Raw genomic sequence first — 18,783 nt, forward strand, 5'->3', positions numbered from 1 at the left:
GTCGGATTCACCGGTACGGTGTCGATACACGGCCCGAAGCAGGGAAGATCCGCGGAGCTCGACTCGAGTGGAAGGGAGTCCGCCTCGATGGGGCGTAGGAACGGCGACTGGCTGTTGATTCTTCTCGAACCGGATTCGGTGGCGTGCGTGGTGGCGGTAGGGACGACGCAGAAGAGCAAGGTTCCCATGGCGGTGTTCCTGAGGAGGTCGTCCGACTCGATCCACGCACGCGATGCGGTTGCTCGGTGCGCAGAATCGGGCAGGGATGTGGACACCGAATGCGGGCCGGGCAGGTACGTGTCGGCTCGTCCGATTCTCGGTGACGACGGTACGGTCCAGGCGGTGTGGGCCAGACTGCATCCGGGCACGTGCGACTCTCCGCCGTCGAATGCTTGGGCCTTTCGCTGGAATCTGACTCGCGGCACTGCCCACTCCAAGGACTCCCCGGCGCTGAATGCCGATGTGGCGCACTTGTCGGTAGCAGAAGCGATGGCAACGTTGGATTTCGGATTGCGAGCCACCGACGTCCTCGCGATGCTGGTATCCAGCACAGTCGGCGACACAGTGGATCTCGACGCCACTCAGCGTTGGACCACGGACGAGCTACATCGAATTCGCGTGCTGGCGCACACCACCGTCGAAGGGGAAGCTCGTCACCTGCGTGGCATCGCAATCGACCGCGGTCCGTTCGTCATGAACCATCCATCCCCTACCGGAGTCCAGGAGACGATGAGCGGGCTCGTAGCGGGTGCCTCGGTCATCGCACGACGCCACACCGCAATAGTCGATCTGTGCACCCTGGAGACCTTGTACTGGCACGGCCCGCCGCCACCGTCCATCGCCTGGAATCTCGACCCGACCGACCCGCGACCGCGAGTGCACCCGGACGACGACGGAGCAGTCGACGCACTCGCGAAATCAGTGTCCCGGGCCGACGGCGCAGGAGACGAACCGAGCATCACCGTCCGGTTCAGAGACCGAAACGGTGGCTACACCACCCACTCGGTGACCGCGTGCGCTCTGCCGATTCTCCCTGACGACGAAGAACCTCGGCTCGCGCTGGTGACGGTGACCGAGGCCTGTATCTGATCGCGCGCAGCGCTGGCGCTTCGGCACCGACGGGTTTAAAGTTCGGTGTGTTACGCAAAGACTCGGTCAACGAGGCGTAACCCGCGACCTACCTTGTGTCTCTCGGGATGGTCCGCACAACTACAGATCGCCGGACGAGCGTGCGCTCTCGTTCCAGGCCGATCCCATCGAGTACGCAACCGGCCCATATCCGTTGTGGCCCCATATTCGTTGTGGCACTGCACCCGGCTCGGTCCGAACGACAGCCACCATCACGTCGCCGAATCGCCCCCCTACTCACGAACGGGAGACATCATGAACCGCATTTCTGCTCGGACTCGCACCGCATCCATCGCCCTGATCGCCGGCTCGATGATCGCCGTGACGTCGATGAGCGGAGCCGCTGTTGCTCTTGCTCAACCCGCGCCACCCGCGGTGTCCGCCACCGTCGAGGAATTCGTCCCCGTGAGCGCAGAAGAAGTTGCCTCGCTCAATGCTTCGCTGGCAGAACAGGGCCGCAATCCACTCCCCGCCGGCACAGCCGGCTTTCAGATCAGCGATGATGCGACTGTGACGATCGTCGACGAGACCGGCAAGGTCCTCGACCGGCAGCCGACTCCCACGGGACCTCAGGCCCGTGGAGTCACCGATGAAATCAAGCGAGTAGTCGGTGCCTGCCTCGGAATCGACTTCTTCGGCGCAGTCGGTGCTTGGGAGGCGATCGAAAGCCAGGTGAACTCGTGGGACAAGGCTGCCAAGTTCGTCCTGAGGCGAGTCGGGCTGATCGCCGCATTGTCCTGCGGCGGCGGAATATTCGCGGAGTACCTACTCTGACATGCCCTTCTCCCCAGGAAAGGAACGATTGCCATGACAGCTCCCACCCGAAACAAGTTCGAGCGATGGTCCGGCGGGATGCCCCTCGCCGCCCCGGTGGCATTCGGGGCAGTGCTGTTGATCGCCAGTGTCTCGTCGAAGCTCGGTGGCAGCTCCCTCTTCTTCTTCGCCCCTCTGGCCCTCGTCACCTCGGGAACGATGGTGTGGCTCGGAGCCCGACGTGATCCGACGCGAGACCACCTCGCTCACGTCACCGTCGGGTCGGGACTGCTGGTGGGATGCGGCGTCGTCGTCGCCGTGTGTGGTCTCGCAGGCGGACTGATGCTGGACTCACCGACGTTCTGGGCGTCCATAGCCGTCGTTGCAGCAATTGCGGCACCGATCAGCGCAGGCATCAGTCCATTCTCGTCGCCGAGGGGCTAGTGCCTGCGGCAGTGGGGGGGGGGGGGGGGGGGGGGGGGGGCGGCCCCGCCCCCCCCCCCCCCCCCCCCCCCACCACTGGCCACGGCTCTTACAACCGCGGGTCGACCGGCTCGGATTCCAGTGCCAGGACGGCGAACACGGCCTGGTGGATGGAATAGAGCGGCTCACCGCGCACCGAGCGATCCAGCGCTTCCATTCCCAGCGCGTATTCGCGGAGCGCCATCGACTGCTTGTGTCCCACGTTTCGGTTGCGCAGGGCAGTCAGTCGATCCGGGTCGGTGTAGTCGGCACCGTAGATCAGCCGCAGATACTCACGGCCACGAACTTTCATGCCGGGCTGCATCTTTCCGCGCGGAGCGTTCGCTTCCGGTTTGACGACCATGCCCTCGCCGCCCTGCGCCGTCAACTCCTCCCACCACTTCTCCGCTGCCGCAACCGAATCCGGCGTCGACAGATCGACCTCGATTCGACGGGTGGCGGCGAACACCTCGGGAGCTGCTGCCACCAATCGGTCGGCAACATCGAGGTGCCAGGCGTGCGGACGATCGGCATACGTTTCGACGTTCGACGCCAGCACCTGGAACGGCGCGATCCGAACCCCGTCGAGGCCGTCCGTCGGCCAGATGTACCGCCGATACGCATCGGTGAACTCGCCCAGGTTGACCTGCCGAACGGTGTTCCGTTCCAGCAACGCCTGCACACCGAGACCACGCGTACCGGCCGATGCCAGCACCGCTGCCTCGGCCCCGAGATTCGCTCGAGACACCGCAGCGACCGCGGCGTACTCGGCTTTGATCAGGCCCTCCGCTTTGGCGGACCACGGCATCAGTTCGCAGTCGAGAATCAGCCAGCTCGAGGCCAATTCGTCCCACACACCGGCCTTCTCGATCGCGTCGGACACCCCGGAGATGAGCTCGCCGGTCAGTGACTCGTCGAACACCGGACGACCCGTCCGCGTGTACGCGGTGCCGAGCGATCCCTCCGGCGCATCGAACTTCTCCCGAGCGGTGTCTGCATCTCGACACACCACCACGACCACCCGCGAGCCCATGTGCTTCTCCTCGCAGATCACCGTCGATGCACCGAGCGCGCGATACGCGTCGAATGCCTGCGTCGGATATTCGAGATAGCCTTCGCGCTCGGATGTTCCACTCGGAGCCATCGTCGGCGGCAGATAGTGCAGCCACTGCGGAGCGAGGGCGAACCGACTCATCACTTCCAGTGCGCCCGCGGCATTCTCCGGCCGAACCGATACGCGCCCACGCAGCGACGTCTCGACGCCCGTCGGGCCGATCACGTCGGACAGATCGAGCGATGCTGCATCCCGCGTGAACGCGCCCATCGGGCGGGCAGGCTCGTACCAGACCTTCTCGGCCGGAACCGACACCACCTCGCGCTCCGGGTAACGCAGCGCTGTGAGCTTCCCGCCGAAGACGCATCCCGTATCGAGACACGCAGTGTTGTTCTCCCACTCCACTTCCGGCACCGGGGTGTGCCCGTAGAGCACCGTCGCCGAGCCCCGATAGTCCTGCGCCCACGGGTACCGCACCGGCAGGCCGAATTCGTCGGTCTCGCCGGTGGTGTCGCCGTACAGGGCAAAACTTCGAACCCTGCCCGACGCCCGGTTGTGGTACTTCTCGATCAAGCCCGCGTGCGCGACGACGAGCTTGCCGCCGTCGAGCACGAGGTGCGCGACGAGGCCGTCGCAGAACTCGAGCACCTGCCGGCGAAACTCTGCCGACTCGGCGTCGAGCTGTTCGAGGGTCTCGGCGAGACCGTGCGACGTGGTCACCTTCCGGCCGCGGAGTGCCTTGACGAGCTTGTTCTCGTGGTTGCCCGGAACCGCCAATGCTGCTCCGGTACCGACCATTCCCATCACCAGTCGCAGGACTCCGACCGAGTCCGGTCCGCGATCGACGTAATCGCCGACGAACATGGCAGTCCGACCAGGCGGTGGCGTCGCGCCGACCGCGCGACCGGCGTCGTCTCGCTCGATCGTGTAACCCAGCACGCCGAGCAGGCTTTCGAGTTCGGCGAGGCAACCGTGGATGTCGCCGATGACATCGAACGGTCCGGTCAGCTCACGTCGATCGCTGCGTAGCGGGGTGCGAACGAACGTCGCCGACGCCACGGCCTCGACACCGTCGAGTACGTGAACCGAGCGAAAGCCTTCCTTGGACAGGCCCCGGAGCGAGCGTTGCAACTGGGACTGCTGGCGGCGCAGCACGTCTCGGCCGAACGTCCTGTCGGTGCGCTCGGCGTTGCGCTGTGCACACACCGACTCGGGCACATCGAGTACGACGGCAACCGGCAGTACATCGTGTTCGCGAGCCAGTGATATCAGTGCCTTGCGCGCGGCCGGTTGGACGTTCGTCGCGTCGACGACGGTGAGCAGACCGGCCCGGAGCCTGGTTGCGACGAGGAATTCCAGCAGCGCGAACGCATCCTTGGTCGCGCTCTGCAGGTTGGGGTCGTTGCTCACCATGCCCCGGCAGGCGTCGCTGGACACCGTCTCGTACGGACCGAAGTGCTGCGCGGCGAACGACGACTTGCCGGAGCCGCTGATGCCGACGAGTACGACGAGGGATCGATCCGGAATGTCGAAGGTACTCATCGGGTCTGCTCCTCTCGGGTGAAGACGGCCATCTGGGTCGGGGTGCCGTGCATGTCGTCGACGGGGCCGATTCCCTCGATGCGTACGTCGTAGCCGTGTTCACGGGCCACCGATGAACCCCAGTGCTCGAACTGCGCTCGGGTGAACTCGAATCGGTGGTCGACGTGACGGAAGGTTCCCGGTTCGAGGCCGGGGTACAGCGCGTTGTACTCGGAGTTGGGTGTGGTGACGAGAACCGTTCGTGGACGCGCCTGAAGAAACACCGAACGCACCAACGCCGGCAGCCGATCGAGATCGACGTGTTCGATGACCTCCATGAGCACCATCGCGTCGAATCCGTGCAGCCGAGCGTCGCGGTACGTGGCCGACGACTGCACCAGTTCGATCCGAGCGCGCTGCCGGTCGGACATGTCGTCCAGACGTAGCCTGCGCTGCGCCTTCGCGAGTGCACGATCGCTCACATCCGCACCGAGAACGCGATCGAAACTGTTGTCCGCGAGAATCTCTCGCAGCAGGCGACCCTCACCGCAACCGAGGTCGATCACCGACTTCGCGCCTGCACCCGTCAGTGCCGCCAGGACGGCGCGTACCCGCTGCTCGGCGAGCGTCGGATCTCGCGGGGCTGCGTCGCCCTGCGGAGCGTCGGGCACGAGTCGGTCGAGCGCCGAGGCCACCAATTCGCGACGGTGCGCCAGGTAGCGGGAGGCGATGAGCGACGACTCCGGGTGATCCCCCAGCCAATCCCATGCTGCTCGAACGAGTTTGTCGGCCTCGTCCTCGCCCACCCAGTAGTGCTTCCCGTCGTCGAGGACCGGCAGAAGGACGTACAGGTGCCGCAGTGCAGCCGACAGCGTGAATGTTCCGGTCAAGACCAGATCGACGTACTCGGAGTTACCCCAGTGCGGCTGCGTCGGATCGAGCGGGATGGGCGTCGCGTCCACTTTCCAACCGAGGGGACCGAACATCCGTGACGCCAGGTCGGTCGCACCACGAGACGGCGCGGCAGGCATCGAGATCATCAGATCGATTGCAGCAGAGACCAATTCAGGCCTTCCGGTACACACGCCGGCCAGCGTCTGCTTGAACAGTCGCGACAATGCCACCGCGAGCCCGGACGCTGCACCGTCGTTCAACAGGACTGCAACGGTGGTGCGCTCGACCGAGACTTCCGGATACAGCACAGTGGTGGTGCCCATGGGCAGGTTCCAGCTCTGCACGCGATCGGGGTGCTTGTGCAACAAATACCCGATGTCGGAGGAGTCCGGGAAATCGGTTGTGGCATTTGCAGTCACGGTCAGTAGCACCGCAGCGACGTTACGGGACAGCCGCGTCCGATGCGTCCCATTTTTCGGGTGCCCGTCGGGCTGCGTCAATGGACCACTGCACACGTCTGACCGCGGCAGCGGTCCATTCACTCACTGCGGGTGAACACTTCGGCCCGCGTGAATGGACCGTTGCATACGTCTGAGCGGTGCAAGGGTCCATTGACGCGGGCGGCGGAGCCGCACGCACGCAAAAGCGGCACCCACCCTTTCGGGTAAGTGCCGCTTCGGTACAGCTGGGTGAAACTAGATCACTTGACGATCTTCGTGACGCGACCGGCTCCGACGGTACGACCGCCCTCACGGATTGCGAAACGGAGGCCGACATCCATGGCGACCGGCTGGATCAGCGTGACGGACATCTCGGTGTTGTCACCGGGCATGACCATCTCGGTGCCCTCGGGAAGGGTCACGACGCCCGTAACGTCCGTGGTACGGAAGTAGAACTGCGGGCGGTAGTTGTTGAAGAACGGCGTGTGGCGGCCGCCCTCGTCCTTCGAGAGGATGTAGGCGTTGCCCTCGAACTCCGTGTGGGGAGTCGTGGTGCCGGGCTTGATGATGACCTGTCCACGCTCGACGTCTTCGCGCTTGATGCCACGAACGAGGAGGCCGACGTTGTCGCCTGCCTGACCCGAGTCGAGCAGCTTGCGGAACATTTCGATTCCGGTGACGGTGGTCTTGGTCGAGCCGGGGCGGATGCCGACGATCTCGACCTCTTCGTTGACGTTGACCGAGCCGCGCTCGATACGTCCGGTGACCACGGTGCCACGACCGGTGATGGTGAAGACGTCCTCGACGGGCATGAGGAACGGCTTGTCGGTCTCACGGACGGGGTCCGGAACCGAATCGTCGACGGCCTGCATGAGCTCCAGAACCGACTCGCCCCACTTCTCGTCACCCTCGAGTGCCTTGAGTGCGGAGACCTTGATGACCGGTGCGTCCTCGTCGAACTCCTGCGAAGCGAGGAGCTCGCGGACCTCCATCTCGACGAGCTCGATGATCTCGTCGTCGTCGACCATGTCGGCCTTGTTCAGTGCGACCAGGATGTACGGAACACCGACCTGGCGGGCGAGCAGCACGTGCTCGCGGGTCTGCGGCATCGGGCCGTCGGTTGCTGCAACGACCAGGATTGCGCCGTCCATCTGTGCCGCGCCGGTGATCATGTTCTTGATGTAGTCGGCGTGACCCGGTGCATCGACGTGCGCGTAGTGGCGCTTCTCGGTCTGGTACTCGACGTGGGAGATGTTGATCGTGATACCACGAGCCTTCTCCTCCGGAGCCTTGTCGATCTGATCGAAAGCCGAGGCCTCGTTCAGGTCCGGGAACTTGTCGTGCAGAACCTTGGTGATTGCAGCCGTCAGCGTCGTCTTACCGTGGTCAACGTGACCGATGGTGCCGATGTTGACGTGCGGCTTCGTCCGATCGAACTTCGCCTTCGCCACTGTGTGTCCTCCTGGACTGATCTGTGCGGGCCCCGACGGGGCCGGCACGCGTATGTGTTCTTACTTATTACAGGTCGAGCGTGGTCCAGCAAACGAAGAGATTTACTCTCCGTTGACCTTCGCGATGATTTCCTTCGCTACGTTCGCGGGAACTTCTGCGTACGAATCGAAGACCATGGAGTAGTTAGCGCGGCCCTGTGTCTTCGACCGAAGGTCTCCGATGTAGCCGAACATCTCCGACAGCGGAACCAGTGCCTTGACGATACGGGCACCGCTGCGCTCCTCCATGGCCTGAATCTGACCACGGCGGGAGTTCAGGTCGCCGATGACCTCACCCATGTAATCCTCGGGCGTGATGACCTCGACGGCCATGACGGGTTCGAGAATGACGGGGCTGGCCTTGCGGGCGGCTTCCTTGAACGCTTGTGAGCCGGCGACCTTGAAGGCCATTTCCGACGAGTCGACGTCGTGGTACGCACCGTCGAGCAGTGTGACCTTGACGTTGACCAGGGGGTATCCGGCGAGAACACCGTACTGCATGGCGTCCTGAGCACCGGCGTCGACCGAGGGGATGTATTCCCTGGGCACACGACCACCGGAGACCTTGTTCTCGAATTCGTAGGTCGCACCGTCTTCGCCCTCGAAAGGCTCGAGCTTGATGATGACCTTCGCGAACTGGCCGGAGCCACCGGTCTGCTTCTTGTGGGTGTAGTCGTGCTTCTCGACCGTCTTGCGGATGGTCTCGCGGTACGCGACCTGCGGCTTGCCGACGTTGGCCTCGACCTTGAACTCGCGACGCATACGGTCGACGAGGATGTCGAGGTGCAGCTCGCCCATGCCGCCGATGACGGTCTGGCCGGTGTCCTCGTCCAGCTTCACCGAGAAGGTGGGATCCTCTTCGGCGAGCTTCTGGATTGCTGTTCCCAGCTTCTCCTGGTCGGACTTGGTCTTCGGCTCGATCGAGACCTGGATGACCGGGTCCGGGAAGCTCATGGACTCGAGGATGATCTGGTTCTGCGGATCGCAGAGCGTGTCACCCGTCGTGGTGTCCTTGAGGCCGATGACCGCGTAGATGTGACCAGCAGATGCGGTCGCGATCGCGTTCTCCTTGTTGGAGTGCATCTGGAACAGCTTGCCCAGACGCTCCTTCTTGCCCTTGGTCGAGTTGATGACCTGAGCGCCGGAGTCGACCTTGCCCGAGTACACCCGGACGTAGGTCAGCTTGCCGAAGAAGGGGTGAGTCGCGATCTTGAACGCGAGAGCCGCGAACGGCTCGTCTGCGGACGGCTTGCGAGTGATCTCCTTCTCCTCGTCGCCGACGGCGTGTCCGATGGTCTCGGCAACGTCGAGGGGAGACGGGAGGTAGTCGATGACCGCGTCGAGCATGGGCTGGACGCCCTTGTTCTTGAACGCGGATCCACACAGGATCGGGTACAGCTCGCTGTTGACCGTCATCTTGCGGATGGCGCCCTTGATCTCGTCGATCGTGAGCTCTTCGCCGCCGAAGTGCTTCTCCAGAAGCGCTTCGTCGGACTCGGCCACGGTCTCGAGCAGCATGGTGCGGTACTCGTCCGCGCGCTCCTTGAGGTTTTCCGGGATCTCCTGGATCTCGTACTTCTCGCCGAGCTTGGTCTCGCCACTCCACACGAGAGCCTTCATCTGCACGAGGTCGATGACGCCCTCGAAATCGTTCTCTGCGCCGATGGGCAGCTGGATGACCAGCGGCTTGGCACCGAGACGATCGATGATGGTCTGCACGGTGTAGTAGAAGTCCGCGCCGAGCTTGTCCATCTTGTTGACGAAGCAGATGCGCGGCACGTCGTACTTGTCGGCCTGACGCCAGACCTGCTCGGACTGCGGCTCGACACCTTCTTTGCCGTCGAACACTGCGACAGCGCCGTCGAGGACGCGGAGCGAGCGCTCCACCTCGACGGTGAAGTCGACGTGACCGGGGGTATCGATGATGTTGATCTGGTTGTCGTTCCAGAAGCACGTCGTGGCAGCAGAGGTGATCGTGATGCCACGCTCCTGCTCCTGCTCCATCCAGTCCATGGTGGCTGCGCCATCGTGAACTTCACCGATCTTGTAGGAGATACCGGTGTAGAAGAGGATGCGTTCGGTAGTGGTGGTCTTGCCGGCATCGATGTGGGCCATGATGCCGATGTTGCGGACCTTGAGTAGGTCGGTCAGCACGTCCTGTGCCACGAGTTAACCCGCCTTGGTGTTGGAAGAGGTATTGCCTGAGCTGATCAACGCTCCGGCGGTATCGGATAGTTCCGAATACCGCCCGAGCGAGGAGATCACCAGCGGTAGTGAGCGAACGCCTTGTTGGCTTCGGCCATCTTGTGAGTGTCCTCGCGACGCTTCACAGCGGCACCGAGGCCGTTGCTGGCGTCGAGCAACTCGTTCGCCAGACGCTCGACCATGGTCTTCTCACGACGAGCGCGCGAGAACGTGACCAGCCAGCGCAGTGCCAGCGTGGTGGAGCGGCCGGGACGAACCTCGACGGGCACCTGGTAGGTGGCACCACCGACGCGACGGCTGCGAACCTCGAGGGCCGGCTTGACGTTGTCGAGTGCACGCTTGAGCGTGACGACGGGGTCGGTGCCGGTCTTCTCGCGAGCCTGCTCGAGCGCCTGGTAGACGATGCGCTCTGCGGTCGACTTCTTGCCGTCGAGGAGAATCTTGTTGACGAGCTGCGTGACCAACGGCGATCCGTAGACCGGGTCGTTGATCAGCGGCCGCTTGGGTGCTGGGCCCTTGCGTGGCATATCAGCTCTTCTCCTTCTTGGCTCCGTAGCGGCTACGAGCCTGCTTGCGGTTCTTGACACCCTGGGTGTCGAGCGAGCCGCGGATGATCTTGTAACGCACACCCGGGAGGTCCTTCACACGACCACCGCGAACGAGCACCATCGAGTGCTCCTGCAGGTTGTGACCCTCACCGGGGATGTATGCGGTGACCTCGACCGAGGAGGTCAGGCGAACACGCGCGACCTTACGGAGCGCGGAGTTCGGCTTCTTGGGGGTGGTGGTGTACACGCGAGTGCACACGCCACGGCGCTGTGGACTGCCCTTGAGGGCAGCGGTCTTCAGTTTCGCGACCTTGTCGGTGCGTCCCTTACGGACCAGCTGGTTGATCGTTGGCATGAACCGGCTTTCTTCGTGTCGATAAACAGGGATCTAGCAGTTGGAGCAAGAGAACACTGCTCCTCACCCGGTACTGCTGCTGCTCCAGTACTGCTACCGCGGGTCTCTTGCACCCCGCGGTCGGGTGTGTCGCATACCCCCACACGTCCAGCCGGTTGCGCGCTCTCAGAGCGAACGTGCGCACGGCTGTACCTCGCATAGGCACACAAACGGTCCGGCCAGGCCGGACACGACCCATAACGATACCCGGCGGCGCGGCCTCGGGTCAAAACACCCTTCGCCCTGATACGCAACCTATCTGCTCAGGTTGAGTGTGAGGTCGGCCAGCTTCGCCGCGGCCTGGCACGGATCGGGGTGGGCGGCACCGGGCTGGTATTGCACCCACCACCCGAAGATGCCGTCCCGATCCGCCCCGGCCGAGACTCCGCACGAATCGGGATCGTTCGGACGCTGAGCCTGGATTGCCTTGCGGCCCTGCACCGTTGTGTCGGTGACGGTGTACATCATCTTTTCCTCGGCGGCCCGCTCGGCGGCCAGAGTGCCGGATTCGAACCAGTTGAACGTCACCTTCACCGTGCCCGCGGAGCCGACGAGATCCCACCGACAGATGGCCCCGAAGAAGCCGCGTTCGATGGCGTCGGCTCCGGTGGTCTCGGCGATCTGGTCGTCGGAGACGGCATCGCACTCGGTCAACAATTCGGTGAATTCTTGGCCACCGGAGCCTGCGAAGCTCGCCGGTCTCGCAGTTCCCTCGACGGTCTGGGCGCACCCGGCGACGAGTAACAGGGTCGACGCCGCCGCGACCACTCGTCTGCGCGTCATTGCTTGCGCTCCACGGTCAGAGTCGCGAGTTCGTTTCCGACGTCGCACGGCGGGCGCGCGGCCGGTCCGAGGGAGTACGTGATCGACCAGTGGAAGAAGTCGTCGCCGAACTGCACGCCTATTTCGCACAGAGTGTCCTGCTCGGCCTCGAACCCCGGGTTGCCGTCGATCTCGATGTCTTTCGCCGGACGGCCGATCAGCTCGGAACCGGCGCGCTCGCGTCCGATAGGGCTGCCGCGGTACCAGGAGAAGCTGACGCCCGGTCCGCCGAACCCCGTGGTCTCCCACTGGCACCCGACGGAATTACGGGTGATCTGCGCGAACGGGCCCGCTCCGAACGCGGACTGCACCTCGGCGTCGGTGATCGATCCGCACTCACCGAAGAAGGGACCCGACTCGTACACCGTGGTCGTCGGGGCAGTCTCTTGCGGCGATGCAGCGTCGTCCTCCGCACCGCCGCACCCGGCGATCAGCACGGCTGTTGCCGTCACGACCATCGCGAACCGTCTCGTCATCTGCTACGGGGCCGAGAATCCGCCGACGCCGGGAATGTCGAACACGATTCCGGAGGCAAGGACGTGCGCGGTGAACAGGACCGGGCCGCTGCCGGTATCGGCGACGACCGGTCCCGCGGGCTCGAACACGCCGTTTCCCTGCCGGCAGATCGGTGCGTTGACCGACCCGGTGCGTCCGTTGGCGATATTGACGAAGTCGACCTGCAGGCTGGCGAAGTTCTGGTACGACGTGCAGATCCGCGGATCGGCGGCACGGCCCCAGATGTGGGTCAGTCCCGGCGTCTCGGTACTGGCGACCTCGATCGTGCCGATCCACTGGTCCGGAACGATGAGTCCGCCGACGGTGACCCCGAGGTTGGGAATCTGCAGAACGGGGACGGGAACCGGTCCGGGCGGGGGTGCAGGCGCGTTCTCGGCGGGTGCAGGCGGCGCATCGGCAGGCGGTTGCGCCTGTGCGACCGGCGCGAGGGCCATGGCGCCCACAGCCGCGAATGCGGCTGCGAGGAGACCGAATCGAGTCCGACGAGCCATACCTGTGTGTCTCCTGATCCTTTGGAAGCGAGTCGCCATACGTTACCGCGAAGCCGCGAGCTTCCGGCCCTGGACGTAGACGCCGACGATCGCGGGCTCGCGCATCGACATCAGCAGAGCGAACAGGGTCTGGTCTCGGGCGAGCTCGGCATCGTCGGCACGGACGCCGTGGTCGATCGCCGCCGCCAACTGCGGCCATGCGGACGGATCGACCACCACGAAGTCGGCTTCCTTGCCCGCGTCGAAGTTGCCGATTCGGCTATCCATGTCCAGCGCTCGTGCCCCCGCGAGGGTTCCGGTGAACAGCAATTCAGCGGGATGCAGGGACAGTCCTGCGTCACCGGCCTCGGAGATGTGCACCTTGAACGCGTCGGCGAGGACCTGCGGCAGCAGCCATTCGTCACCACCGCCGAAGTCCGACCCGATGGCGATGTTCACTCCCGCGGCAACGGTCCGCAGCCACGGCATGGTGCCCGAGCCCAGGAACTGCTGCGAGGTGGGACAGTGCGCGATGGACGTGCCGGTCTCTGCCATTCGCGCGAGTTCGACGTCCTGACAGTGCACCGCGTGGGCCAGGACGGTGCGCGGGCCCAGGAAGCTCTTCCCACCGACCTGCGAGCCCGGCAGAAACTTGCCGTCGTAGGTGTCGAGGTACGTCTCCACCCCGTAGGCATTCTTGGTGGCGTCGATCTCGCCGGTCCCCGGCCGGTTGTTCTCGTTGAGGTGTGTGTGGAAGTAGACACCTCGGGCCCGCACGGAATCGTAGAGCTCGCCGAGGTTCTTCAGCGTCTGCGTCGTCACCGAGAGCGAGAACCGCGGTACGACGGCCACGTGCAGCAGTGCCGTGTCGACATCGCCGGTGTCGGCTGCGTGCCACTTCTCGATCTCCTCGGACACCAGTCGGATGGCCTCGTCCTCACCGGTGATCAATGCCTGCGCCGACGCCGGGCCGGTGGTCTGGACCCCGCGGCCGCTGACGATGCGTAGCCCGTGCTTCTCGGTCTCGGCGAACAGCGAGTCCTGCGCATGCGGGAACGCCGATCCGAACACCATCGCCTGTGTGGTTCCGGCCCGGATTCGCGCAGCACAGAAATCTCTGGCCGCAGCGGCAGCGAACTCGGGATCGGCGAAGCGGGACTCGGACGGAAAGATGCACGTGTTCAGCCACTCGAGCAGTTGCCCGCCGCCGTAGGAATCCCCGGCGTAGGTCTGCGGGAAGTGAATGTGGGTGTCGACGAATCCCGGAAGCAGAAACCCGGGCCGATGGTCGGCAACCGTATGCTGCGCGAATTCGGTTGGGAGCGAATCGAACTCTCCGCAGAACTCGATGATGCCATCGTCGCCGACCACGAGGGCACCGTCGGGAATCGAGACCAGCGCGGCGGCGGCGGCGAGCACCGTGGGCGAGCCGGCGACGTGAAAGATGTGGCCGCGGTGCACGCGCGCGATTTCGGAAGTCACCCGCCAGACTCAAGCACACGTCGATCGGAACTGCAGATCGTGCGGCTCTCTACTGCGCTACCGCTCCCGCGGCGGACAGCCGCGCGTTCAACGACGCATCCAACACCTCTGCCCACGAGCGCACGACCTCGGCACGTCGTCGTGCGTCGTCGGTCAGCACATCGGCCAGACCCAGACCGCGGGCAAGGTCGAGGGTTGCCTGAACGAGACGGTGGGTGACGGGATCGTTGTCGTCGACCCCGAGGTTCTCGACGGCCATCTTGTGGGCCCGACGACCGAACCGTTCTTCGAGAGGAACGATCCGATCGCGCAACTCGGGGTCGGCCGAGGCCGCGGTCCAGACCTGGAGTGCCGCTTTGAACATCGGCCCGGTGTAGTACTCGACGAGCCGCTCCACCACCAGTGTCGTCCGGCCGGGGCCCGCCGGAATCTCCTGGGCCTCGCGGCGAGCGCTGTCCATCCGAGTGTCGAACATGTACTCGAGCGCTCCGGTGATCAGGTCCTCACGCGTCGGGAAATGATGCTGGGTCGCGCCGCGGGAGACGCCTGCACGTTCGGCGACCACGCCGACCGTCGTTGCCACCCAGCCCTGCTCGGCGAGCGAATCGATGGTCGCCTCGAGCAGTCGCTGACGCGTCACCCTACTGCGGTCCTGCTTGGGTTCGCGCGCCATCACCATCGCCATACTCCCTACTACCGACCTGACTTCTCGGCCGCTCTACTTCTCGGCCGCCCAGGACGGGGGCCTTTTCTCCAGAAAGGACATCATCCCCTCTCGGGCCTCGTCGGATGCAAACAACCTGGCCGATTGTTCGGCGACGGCCGTCCCGCGCTCGTCCATCTCGCGCCTGATCGCGGCCGTGGTGAGGCGCTTCGACTCGGCCAGACCCTGCGGCGAACACTTCCTGAACATGATCATGTAGTCGGCCACCGCGGCTGCGGGAACGGCGTCGGCCACGGTGACCAGACCGATGGCCTCGGCCGTGGCCCCGTCGAACGTCTCCCCGGTGAGGAAGTAGCGACTCGCCGCGCGAGACGTCAGCCGCGGCAGCACGGCCACCGAGATGACCGACGCGGCCAGGCCCAGCCGAACCTCCGTCAACGCGAACGAGCTCTCGGGTCCGGCGACCGCGATGTCGCAGGCCGCGACGAGCCCCATCCCGCCTGCCCGCACATGTCCGTCGATCTTCACGACGACGGGTTTCGGGGTGTCGATGATCAGCCGCATCAGATCCAGCATCTGCCGCGTGCGAAGTTCCGGTGATGCTCCGGCTTCGCGGAGGTCTGCTCCGGCACAGAACGTGGTGCCGGTGTGGCCGAGCACGATCGTTCTGACGTCGTCGTCGTGCGCCGCAGCGATGAGTCCCGCGGTCAATTCTTCGACCAACACCGAGGACAGCGCGTTCCGGTTCTCCGGCGAATCCAACGTCAAATACGCTGTGTCCTTGCCCGACTCGACGAGTACGGCCATCAGTAGCTTCTCGGCAGGCCGAGCGAGTGCTGGCTCACGAAGTTCAGGATCATCTCCCGACTCACCGGTGCGACGCGGGCGATGCGAGCCGCCCCGAGCATCGCAGCCAGGCCGTACTCGCTGCTCAAGCCGGCACCGCCGTGGGTCTGGATCGCCTGATCCAGCGCCTTGATACTGGCCTCGGCCGCAGCGTATTTCGCCATGTTCGCCGCCTCGGCAGCACCGAAGTCGTCGCCGGAGTCGTAGAGCACCGCTGCCTTCTGCATCATCAGCTTGGCGAGCTCGAGTTCGATCTTGCACTGCGCCAACGGATGCGCGAGACCCTGATGCGCTCCGATCGGCGTCTTCCAGACGGTCCGCTCGTTGGCGTACTTCACGGCGGCGTCGATGGCGTAGCGGCCCATACCGACAGCCATCGCGGCACCGAGAATGCGCTCGGGGTTCAGCCCGGCGAACAGCTGCATCAGAGCGGCGTCGGCCTCTCCGACGAGCGCCTCGGCGGGAAGCCTGACGTCGTCGAGGAACAGTACGAACTGATGATCGGGCTCGACGATGTCCATTTCCATCTGCGTCTTCTGCAGACCCAGAGCGTCCGTGGGCACGATGAACAGCGCCGGCTTGAGCTTGCCGGTCTTCGAATCCTCGGTGCGTGCGACGATCAGGACCGCATCGGCCTGATCCACGCCGGAGATGTAGATCTTGTTGCCCTTAAGAATCCACTCGTCACCGTCACGACGCGCCGTGGTCGTGATCTGGTGCGAGTTGGAGCCGGCGTCGGGTTCGGTGATGCCGAAGACCATGATCTTGGACCCGTCGGCGAGCGCGGTGAGCCACTCCTGCTTCTGATCGGCCGTGCCGTACTTGCCGATGATGGTGCCGCAGATGGCCGGGCTGACGACGACCAGCAGCAGACCGGCGCCGTGCGCGGCCAACTCCTCCTGCACGAGCGCGAGTTCGTAGATGCCCGCGCCACCGCCGCCGTACTCCTCGGGCAGGTTGACGCCGAGGAAGCCGAGCTTCCCAGCCTCGTTCCACAGTTCGGTCAGCGGCTCACCCTTGCGCGCCTTCGGCAGGACGTAGTCGATGTAGTTGTAGCGCTTGCCGAGTGACGAGACTGCGTTGCGCAGACCCTTCTGCTCTTCGGTTTCGATGAAACTCATGATTGCTCCACTCCCTCTTCGGTGACGGCTTCTTCGGTGACAACGGCGAGAACTGCACCGACTTCGACTTGCTGGCCTTCCACTACGTTCAATTCGGTGAGCACACCGTCGGCGGGCGCGGTGACCGTGTGTTCCATCTTCATCGCCTCCAGCCACAGGATGGGCTGACCGGCGGTGACGGTATCGCCCTGCGCAGCAGCGATTCTGATGACACTGCCGGGCATCGGTGCGAGCAACGAACCGGCCGCGACCTCGTCGGTGGGGTCGGTGAACCGCGGGGCCTTGATCAACCTGACCGGACCGAGCGCGGAATCGACGAAGACGTCCGAACCGTAGCTGCTCACCTGGAAGATACGACGAATTCCGTTGTCGTCGAGCGTCACCCGCGTCGGGGTGTGCTCAATCAGTTCGACGCCCTCCACCGAGGAGGTGAGTCCGCTGCGTCCGATCGAGTATTCGACGGTGATGTCGTTGTACGTCTTGCGCTGTGGTTGGGACCGGAGATTGCGCCAGCCGCCGGGCAGTCCCCGGTTCACTCGCGCCCGCGCGGTGTTGTTCGCTGCGTCGGCCAAGGCAGCCGCGAGAGCCGACAGTTCCTCGGCCCGGCCGTGTGCGATCGGCTGAGCCAGGACATCGAGCCCGTGCGTGTCGAAGAAGGCCGTGTCGGTATCCCCGGCCAGGAACGCCGGATGCCGCAGGATGTTGACCAGTAGATCGCGGTTGGTCTTCAGGCCGTGAACGGTGGCCTTGTGCAACGCTTTCGCCAGTAGATTCGCAGCCTGATCCCGCGTCGGCGCGAACGAGATGACCTTCGCGAGCATCGGGTCGTAATGAGTTCCCACCGCACTGCCGGTCTCGACGCCGGAATCCACCCTGATGCCGGCCTTGGTCAGCACCTCGAACTGCGCACCGGGGATCTCGAATCGGTGCACGGCACCGCTCTGTGGCTGCCAGTCCTGGGCCGGATCCTCCGCGTAGAGGCGAACTTCGATGGAGTGTCCACGTGTCTCGGGCTGCTCGGCGGGCAACCGCTCCCCCGCGGCGACCCTGATCTGCAGCGCCACCAGGTCGAGTCCCGTCGTGCATTCGGTGACCGGGTGCTCGACCTGCAGACGGGTGTTCATCTCGAGGAAGAAGAAGTTGCCCTTCTCGTCGGCGAGGAATTCGACGGTGCCCGCACCCTCGTAGCCGATGGCCTCGGTGGCCAGCGTCGCCGCATGGAAGAGCTTCTCGCGCATGCCGTCGATGCGTTCGACGAGCGGCGACGGTGCCTCCTCGACGACCTTCTGATGCCTGCGTTGGATCGAGCACTCGCGCTCGCCCACCGTCCACACCGTGCCGAATCTGTCGGCCATGACCTGCACTTCGATGTGCCGACCGGTTTCGATGTACCGCTCGACGAACACCGTTCCGTCACCGAACGCCGAGAGTGCCTCGCGTCCAGCGGCTTCGAGCTCGGAATCCAGGTTCTCGAGATCGCGCACGATGCGCATGCCGCGCCCACCGCCACCCGCGGATGCTTTGATCAGTACCGGAAGCTCGTTCTCGGTGACCGACTCGGGATCGAGCTGGGTCAGCACCGGCACGCCGGCGTCGGCCATCATCTTCTTGGACTCGACCTTCGAGCCCATCAATTCGATGGCCTTGACGGGCGGCCCGATCCACGTCAGGCCGGCGTTCTGCACCTGTTGCGCGAAATCGGCGTTCTCGGAGAGGAATCCGTATCCCGGATGCACGGCGTCGGCTCCGGCGGCCGCCGCTGCGGCGATGACGAGCTCGCCGCGCAGGTACGTCTCGGCCGAACTGTTTCCGGGTAGCCGCACTGCCGAATCGGCCTCGCGCACGTGCGGGGAGTTCGCGTCGGCGTCGGAGAACACCGCGACAGTGTCGATGCCTTCGGCGCGACAGGTGGTGAAGACGCGGCGGGCAATTTCGCCGCGGTTGGCTACGAGGACGGAGGCTACGGTCATGGC

The 18,783-nt window shown here is 64.8% G+C and carries 17 protein-coding genes; 3 read left to right on the top strand and 14 right to left on the bottom strand.

Annotated features, from left to right (window positions below; genetic code table 11):
* Window positions 1–87: 87 nt before the first annotated feature.
* The 3 genes from R3P93_RS14495 (at window position 88) to R3P93_RS14505 (ending at window position 2,325) form a co-directional block, all read left to right on the top strand.
* Complete coding sequence (locus R3P93_RS14495) at window positions 88–1,089, top strand: GAF domain-containing protein (RefSeq protein WP_317533327.1); 1,002 nt, start codon at window positions 88–90, stop codon at window positions 1,087–1,089.
* Window positions 1,090–1,383: 294 nt separating this feature from the next.
* Window positions 1,384–1,902 (top strand): hypothetical protein, encoded by a 519-nt coding sequence (locus R3P93_RS14500; RefSeq protein WP_149407540.1) that lies wholly within the window; start codon window positions 1,384–1,386, stop codon window positions 1,900–1,902.
* 33 nt (window positions 1,903–1,935) lie between these two features.
* Window positions 1,936–2,325 (top strand): hypothetical protein, encoded by a 390-nt coding sequence (locus tag R3P93_RS14505; RefSeq protein ID WP_149407539.1) that lies wholly within the window; start codon window positions 1,936–1,938, stop codon window positions 2,323–2,325.
* 88 nt (window positions 2,326–2,413) lie between these two features.
* Here R3P93_RS14505 and R3P93_RS14510 read toward each other — a convergent pair whose 3' ends face one another.
* From R3P93_RS14510 to R3P93_RS14575, 14 genes are all read right to left on the bottom strand, one after another.
* Window positions 2,414–4,939, bottom strand: a complete 2,526-nt coding sequence (locus tag R3P93_RS14510; protein ID WP_317533328.1) for a polynucleotide kinase-phosphatase — start codon at window positions 4,937–4,939, stop codon at window positions 2,414–2,416.
* Window positions 4,936–6,231: a 3' terminal RNA ribose 2'-O-methyltransferase Hen1 gene (locus R3P93_RS14515; RefSeq protein ID WP_317533329.1), complete on the bottom strand. Its 1,296-nt coding sequence runs from the start codon at window positions 6,229–6,231 to the stop codon at window positions 4,936–4,938. The genes R3P93_RS14510 and R3P93_RS14515 overlap by 4 nt, the downstream gene beginning before the upstream one ends.
* A gap of 281 nt (window positions 6,232–6,512) precedes the next feature.
* Window positions 6,513–7,703: an elongation factor Tu gene (gene tuf, locus R3P93_RS14520; protein WP_032380840.1), complete on the bottom strand. Its 1,191-nt coding sequence runs from the start codon at window positions 7,701–7,703 to the stop codon at window positions 6,513–6,515.
* Between the two features lie 102 nt (window positions 7,704–7,805).
* Window positions 7,806–9,908 (bottom strand): elongation factor G, encoded by a 2,103-nt coding sequence (gene fusA, locus R3P93_RS14525; protein ID WP_037191357.1) that lies wholly within the window; start codon window positions 9,906–9,908, stop codon window positions 7,806–7,808.
* 95 nt (window positions 9,909–10,003) lie between these two features.
* Window positions 10,004–10,474, bottom strand: a complete 471-nt coding sequence (rpsG, locus tag R3P93_RS14530; protein ID WP_003941856.1) for a 30S ribosomal protein S7 — start codon at window positions 10,472–10,474, stop codon at window positions 10,004–10,006.
* 1 nt (window position 10,475) lies between these two features.
* Window positions 10,476–10,850 (bottom strand): 30S ribosomal protein S12, encoded by a 375-nt coding sequence (gene rpsL / locus R3P93_RS14535; RefSeq protein ID WP_008714048.1) that lies wholly within the window; start codon window positions 10,848–10,850, stop codon window positions 10,476–10,478.
* 294 nt (window positions 10,851–11,144) lie between these two features.
* On the bottom strand, window positions 11,145–11,672 hold the full coding sequence (locus R3P93_RS14540) for a DUF3558 domain-containing protein (RefSeq protein ID WP_149407536.1): 528 nt from the start codon (window positions 11,670–11,672) through the stop codon (window positions 11,145–11,147).
* The gene (locus R3P93_RS14545) at window positions 11,669–12,169 is read right to left on the bottom strand and encodes a DUF3558 domain-containing protein (protein WP_394855309.1); all 501 of its coding nucleotides are present in this window, start codon (window positions 12,167–12,169) and stop codon (window positions 11,669–11,671) included. The genes R3P93_RS14540 and R3P93_RS14545 overlap by 4 nt, the downstream gene beginning before the upstream one ends.
* Before the next feature lie 21 nt (window positions 12,170–12,190).
* Complete coding sequence (locus tag R3P93_RS14550) at window positions 12,191–12,718, bottom strand: hypothetical protein (protein WP_317533331.1); 528 nt, start codon at window positions 12,716–12,718, stop codon at window positions 12,191–12,193.
* A gap of 42 nt (window positions 12,719–12,760) precedes the next feature.
* Window positions 12,761–14,167 (bottom strand): amidohydrolase family protein, encoded by a 1,407-nt coding sequence (locus R3P93_RS14555; protein ID WP_317533369.1) that lies wholly within the window; start codon window positions 14,165–14,167, stop codon window positions 12,761–12,763.
* 61 nt (window positions 14,168–14,228) lie between these two features.
* The gene (locus tag R3P93_RS14560; protein WP_094641518.1) at window positions 14,229–14,852 is read right to left on the bottom strand and encodes a TetR/AcrR family transcriptional regulator; all 624 of its coding nucleotides are present in this window, start codon (window positions 14,850–14,852) and stop codon (window positions 14,229–14,231) included.
* Between the two features lie 45 nt (window positions 14,853–14,897).
* Window positions 14,898–15,650: an enoyl-CoA hydratase family protein gene (locus R3P93_RS14565; RefSeq protein WP_317533332.1), complete on the bottom strand. Its 753-nt coding sequence runs from the start codon at window positions 15,648–15,650 to the stop codon at window positions 14,898–14,900.
* Window positions 15,650–16,810: an acyl-CoA dehydrogenase family protein gene (locus R3P93_RS14570; protein WP_317533333.1), complete on the bottom strand. Its 1,161-nt coding sequence runs from the start codon at window positions 16,808–16,810 to the stop codon at window positions 15,650–15,652. Before R3P93_RS14570 ends, R3P93_RS14565 begins: the two co-directional genes overlap by 1 nt.
* Window positions 16,807–18,780, bottom strand: a complete 1,974-nt coding sequence (locus R3P93_RS14575) for an acetyl/propionyl/methylcrotonyl-CoA carboxylase subunit alpha (RefSeq protein ID WP_317533334.1) — start codon at window positions 18,778–18,780, stop codon at window positions 16,807–16,809. Before R3P93_RS14575 ends, R3P93_RS14570 begins: the two co-directional genes overlap by 4 nt.
* Window positions 18,781–18,783 lie beyond the last annotated feature (3 nt).

The sequence above is a fragment of the Rhodococcus cerastii genome (assembly GCF_033042195.1).
In the GTDB taxonomy this organism is placed as follows: domain Bacteria; phylum Actinomycetota; class Actinomycetes; order Mycobacteriales; family Mycobacteriaceae; genus Rhodococcoides.

Excerpts from the sequence above, each read along its gene's own strand:
- R3P93_RS14505 (WP_149407539.1), top strand. The coding sequence starts at position 1,936 with ATGACAGCTCCCACCCGAAACAAGTTCGAGCGATGGTCCGGCGGGATG.
- R3P93_RS14495 (WP_317533327.1), top strand. The coding sequence starts at position 88 with ATGGGGCGTAGGAACGGCGACTGGCTGTTGATTCTTCTCGAACCGGAT.
- rpsG (WP_003941856.1), bottom strand. The coding sequence starts at position 10,474 with ATGCCACGCAAGGGCCCAGCACCCAAGCGGCCGCTGATCAACGACCCG.
- R3P93_RS14510 (WP_317533328.1), bottom strand. The coding sequence starts at position 4,939 with ATGAGTACCTTCGACATTCCGGATCGATCCCTCGTCGTACTCGTCGGC.
- R3P93_RS14565 (WP_317533332.1), bottom strand. The coding sequence starts at position 15,650 with ATGGCCGTACTCGTCGAGTCGGGCAAGGACACAGCGTATTTGACGTTG.
- R3P93_RS14500 (WP_149407540.1), top strand. The coding sequence starts at position 1,384 with ATGAACCGCATTTCTGCTCGGACTCGCACCGCATCCATCGCCCTGATC.
- R3P93_RS14570 (WP_317533333.1), bottom strand. The coding sequence starts at position 16,810 with ATGAGTTTCATCGAAACCGAAGAGCAGAAGGGTCTGCGCAACGCAGTC.
- rpsL (WP_008714048.1), bottom strand. The coding sequence starts at position 10,850 with ATGCCAACGATCAACCAGCTGGTCCGTAAGGGACGCACCGACAAGGTC.
- R3P93_RS14545 (WP_394855309.1), bottom strand. The coding sequence starts at position 12,169 with ATGGTCGTGACGGCAACAGCCGTGCTGATCGCCGGGTGCGGCGGTGCG.
- R3P93_RS14560 (WP_094641518.1), bottom strand. The coding sequence starts at position 14,852 with ATGGCGCGCGAACCCAAGCAGGACCGCAGTAGGGTGACGCGTCAGCGA.
- R3P93_RS14540 (WP_149407536.1), bottom strand. The coding sequence starts at position 11,672 with ATGACGCGCAGACGAGTGGTCGCGGCGGCGTCGACCCTGTTACTCGTC.
- R3P93_RS14575 (WP_317533334.1), bottom strand. The coding sequence starts at position 18,780 with ATGACCGTAGCCTCCGTCCTCGTAGCCAACCGCGGCGAAATTGCCCGC.
- R3P93_RS14550 (WP_317533331.1), bottom strand. The coding sequence starts at position 12,718 with ATGGCTCGTCGGACTCGATTCGGTCTCCTCGCAGCCGCATTCGCGGCT.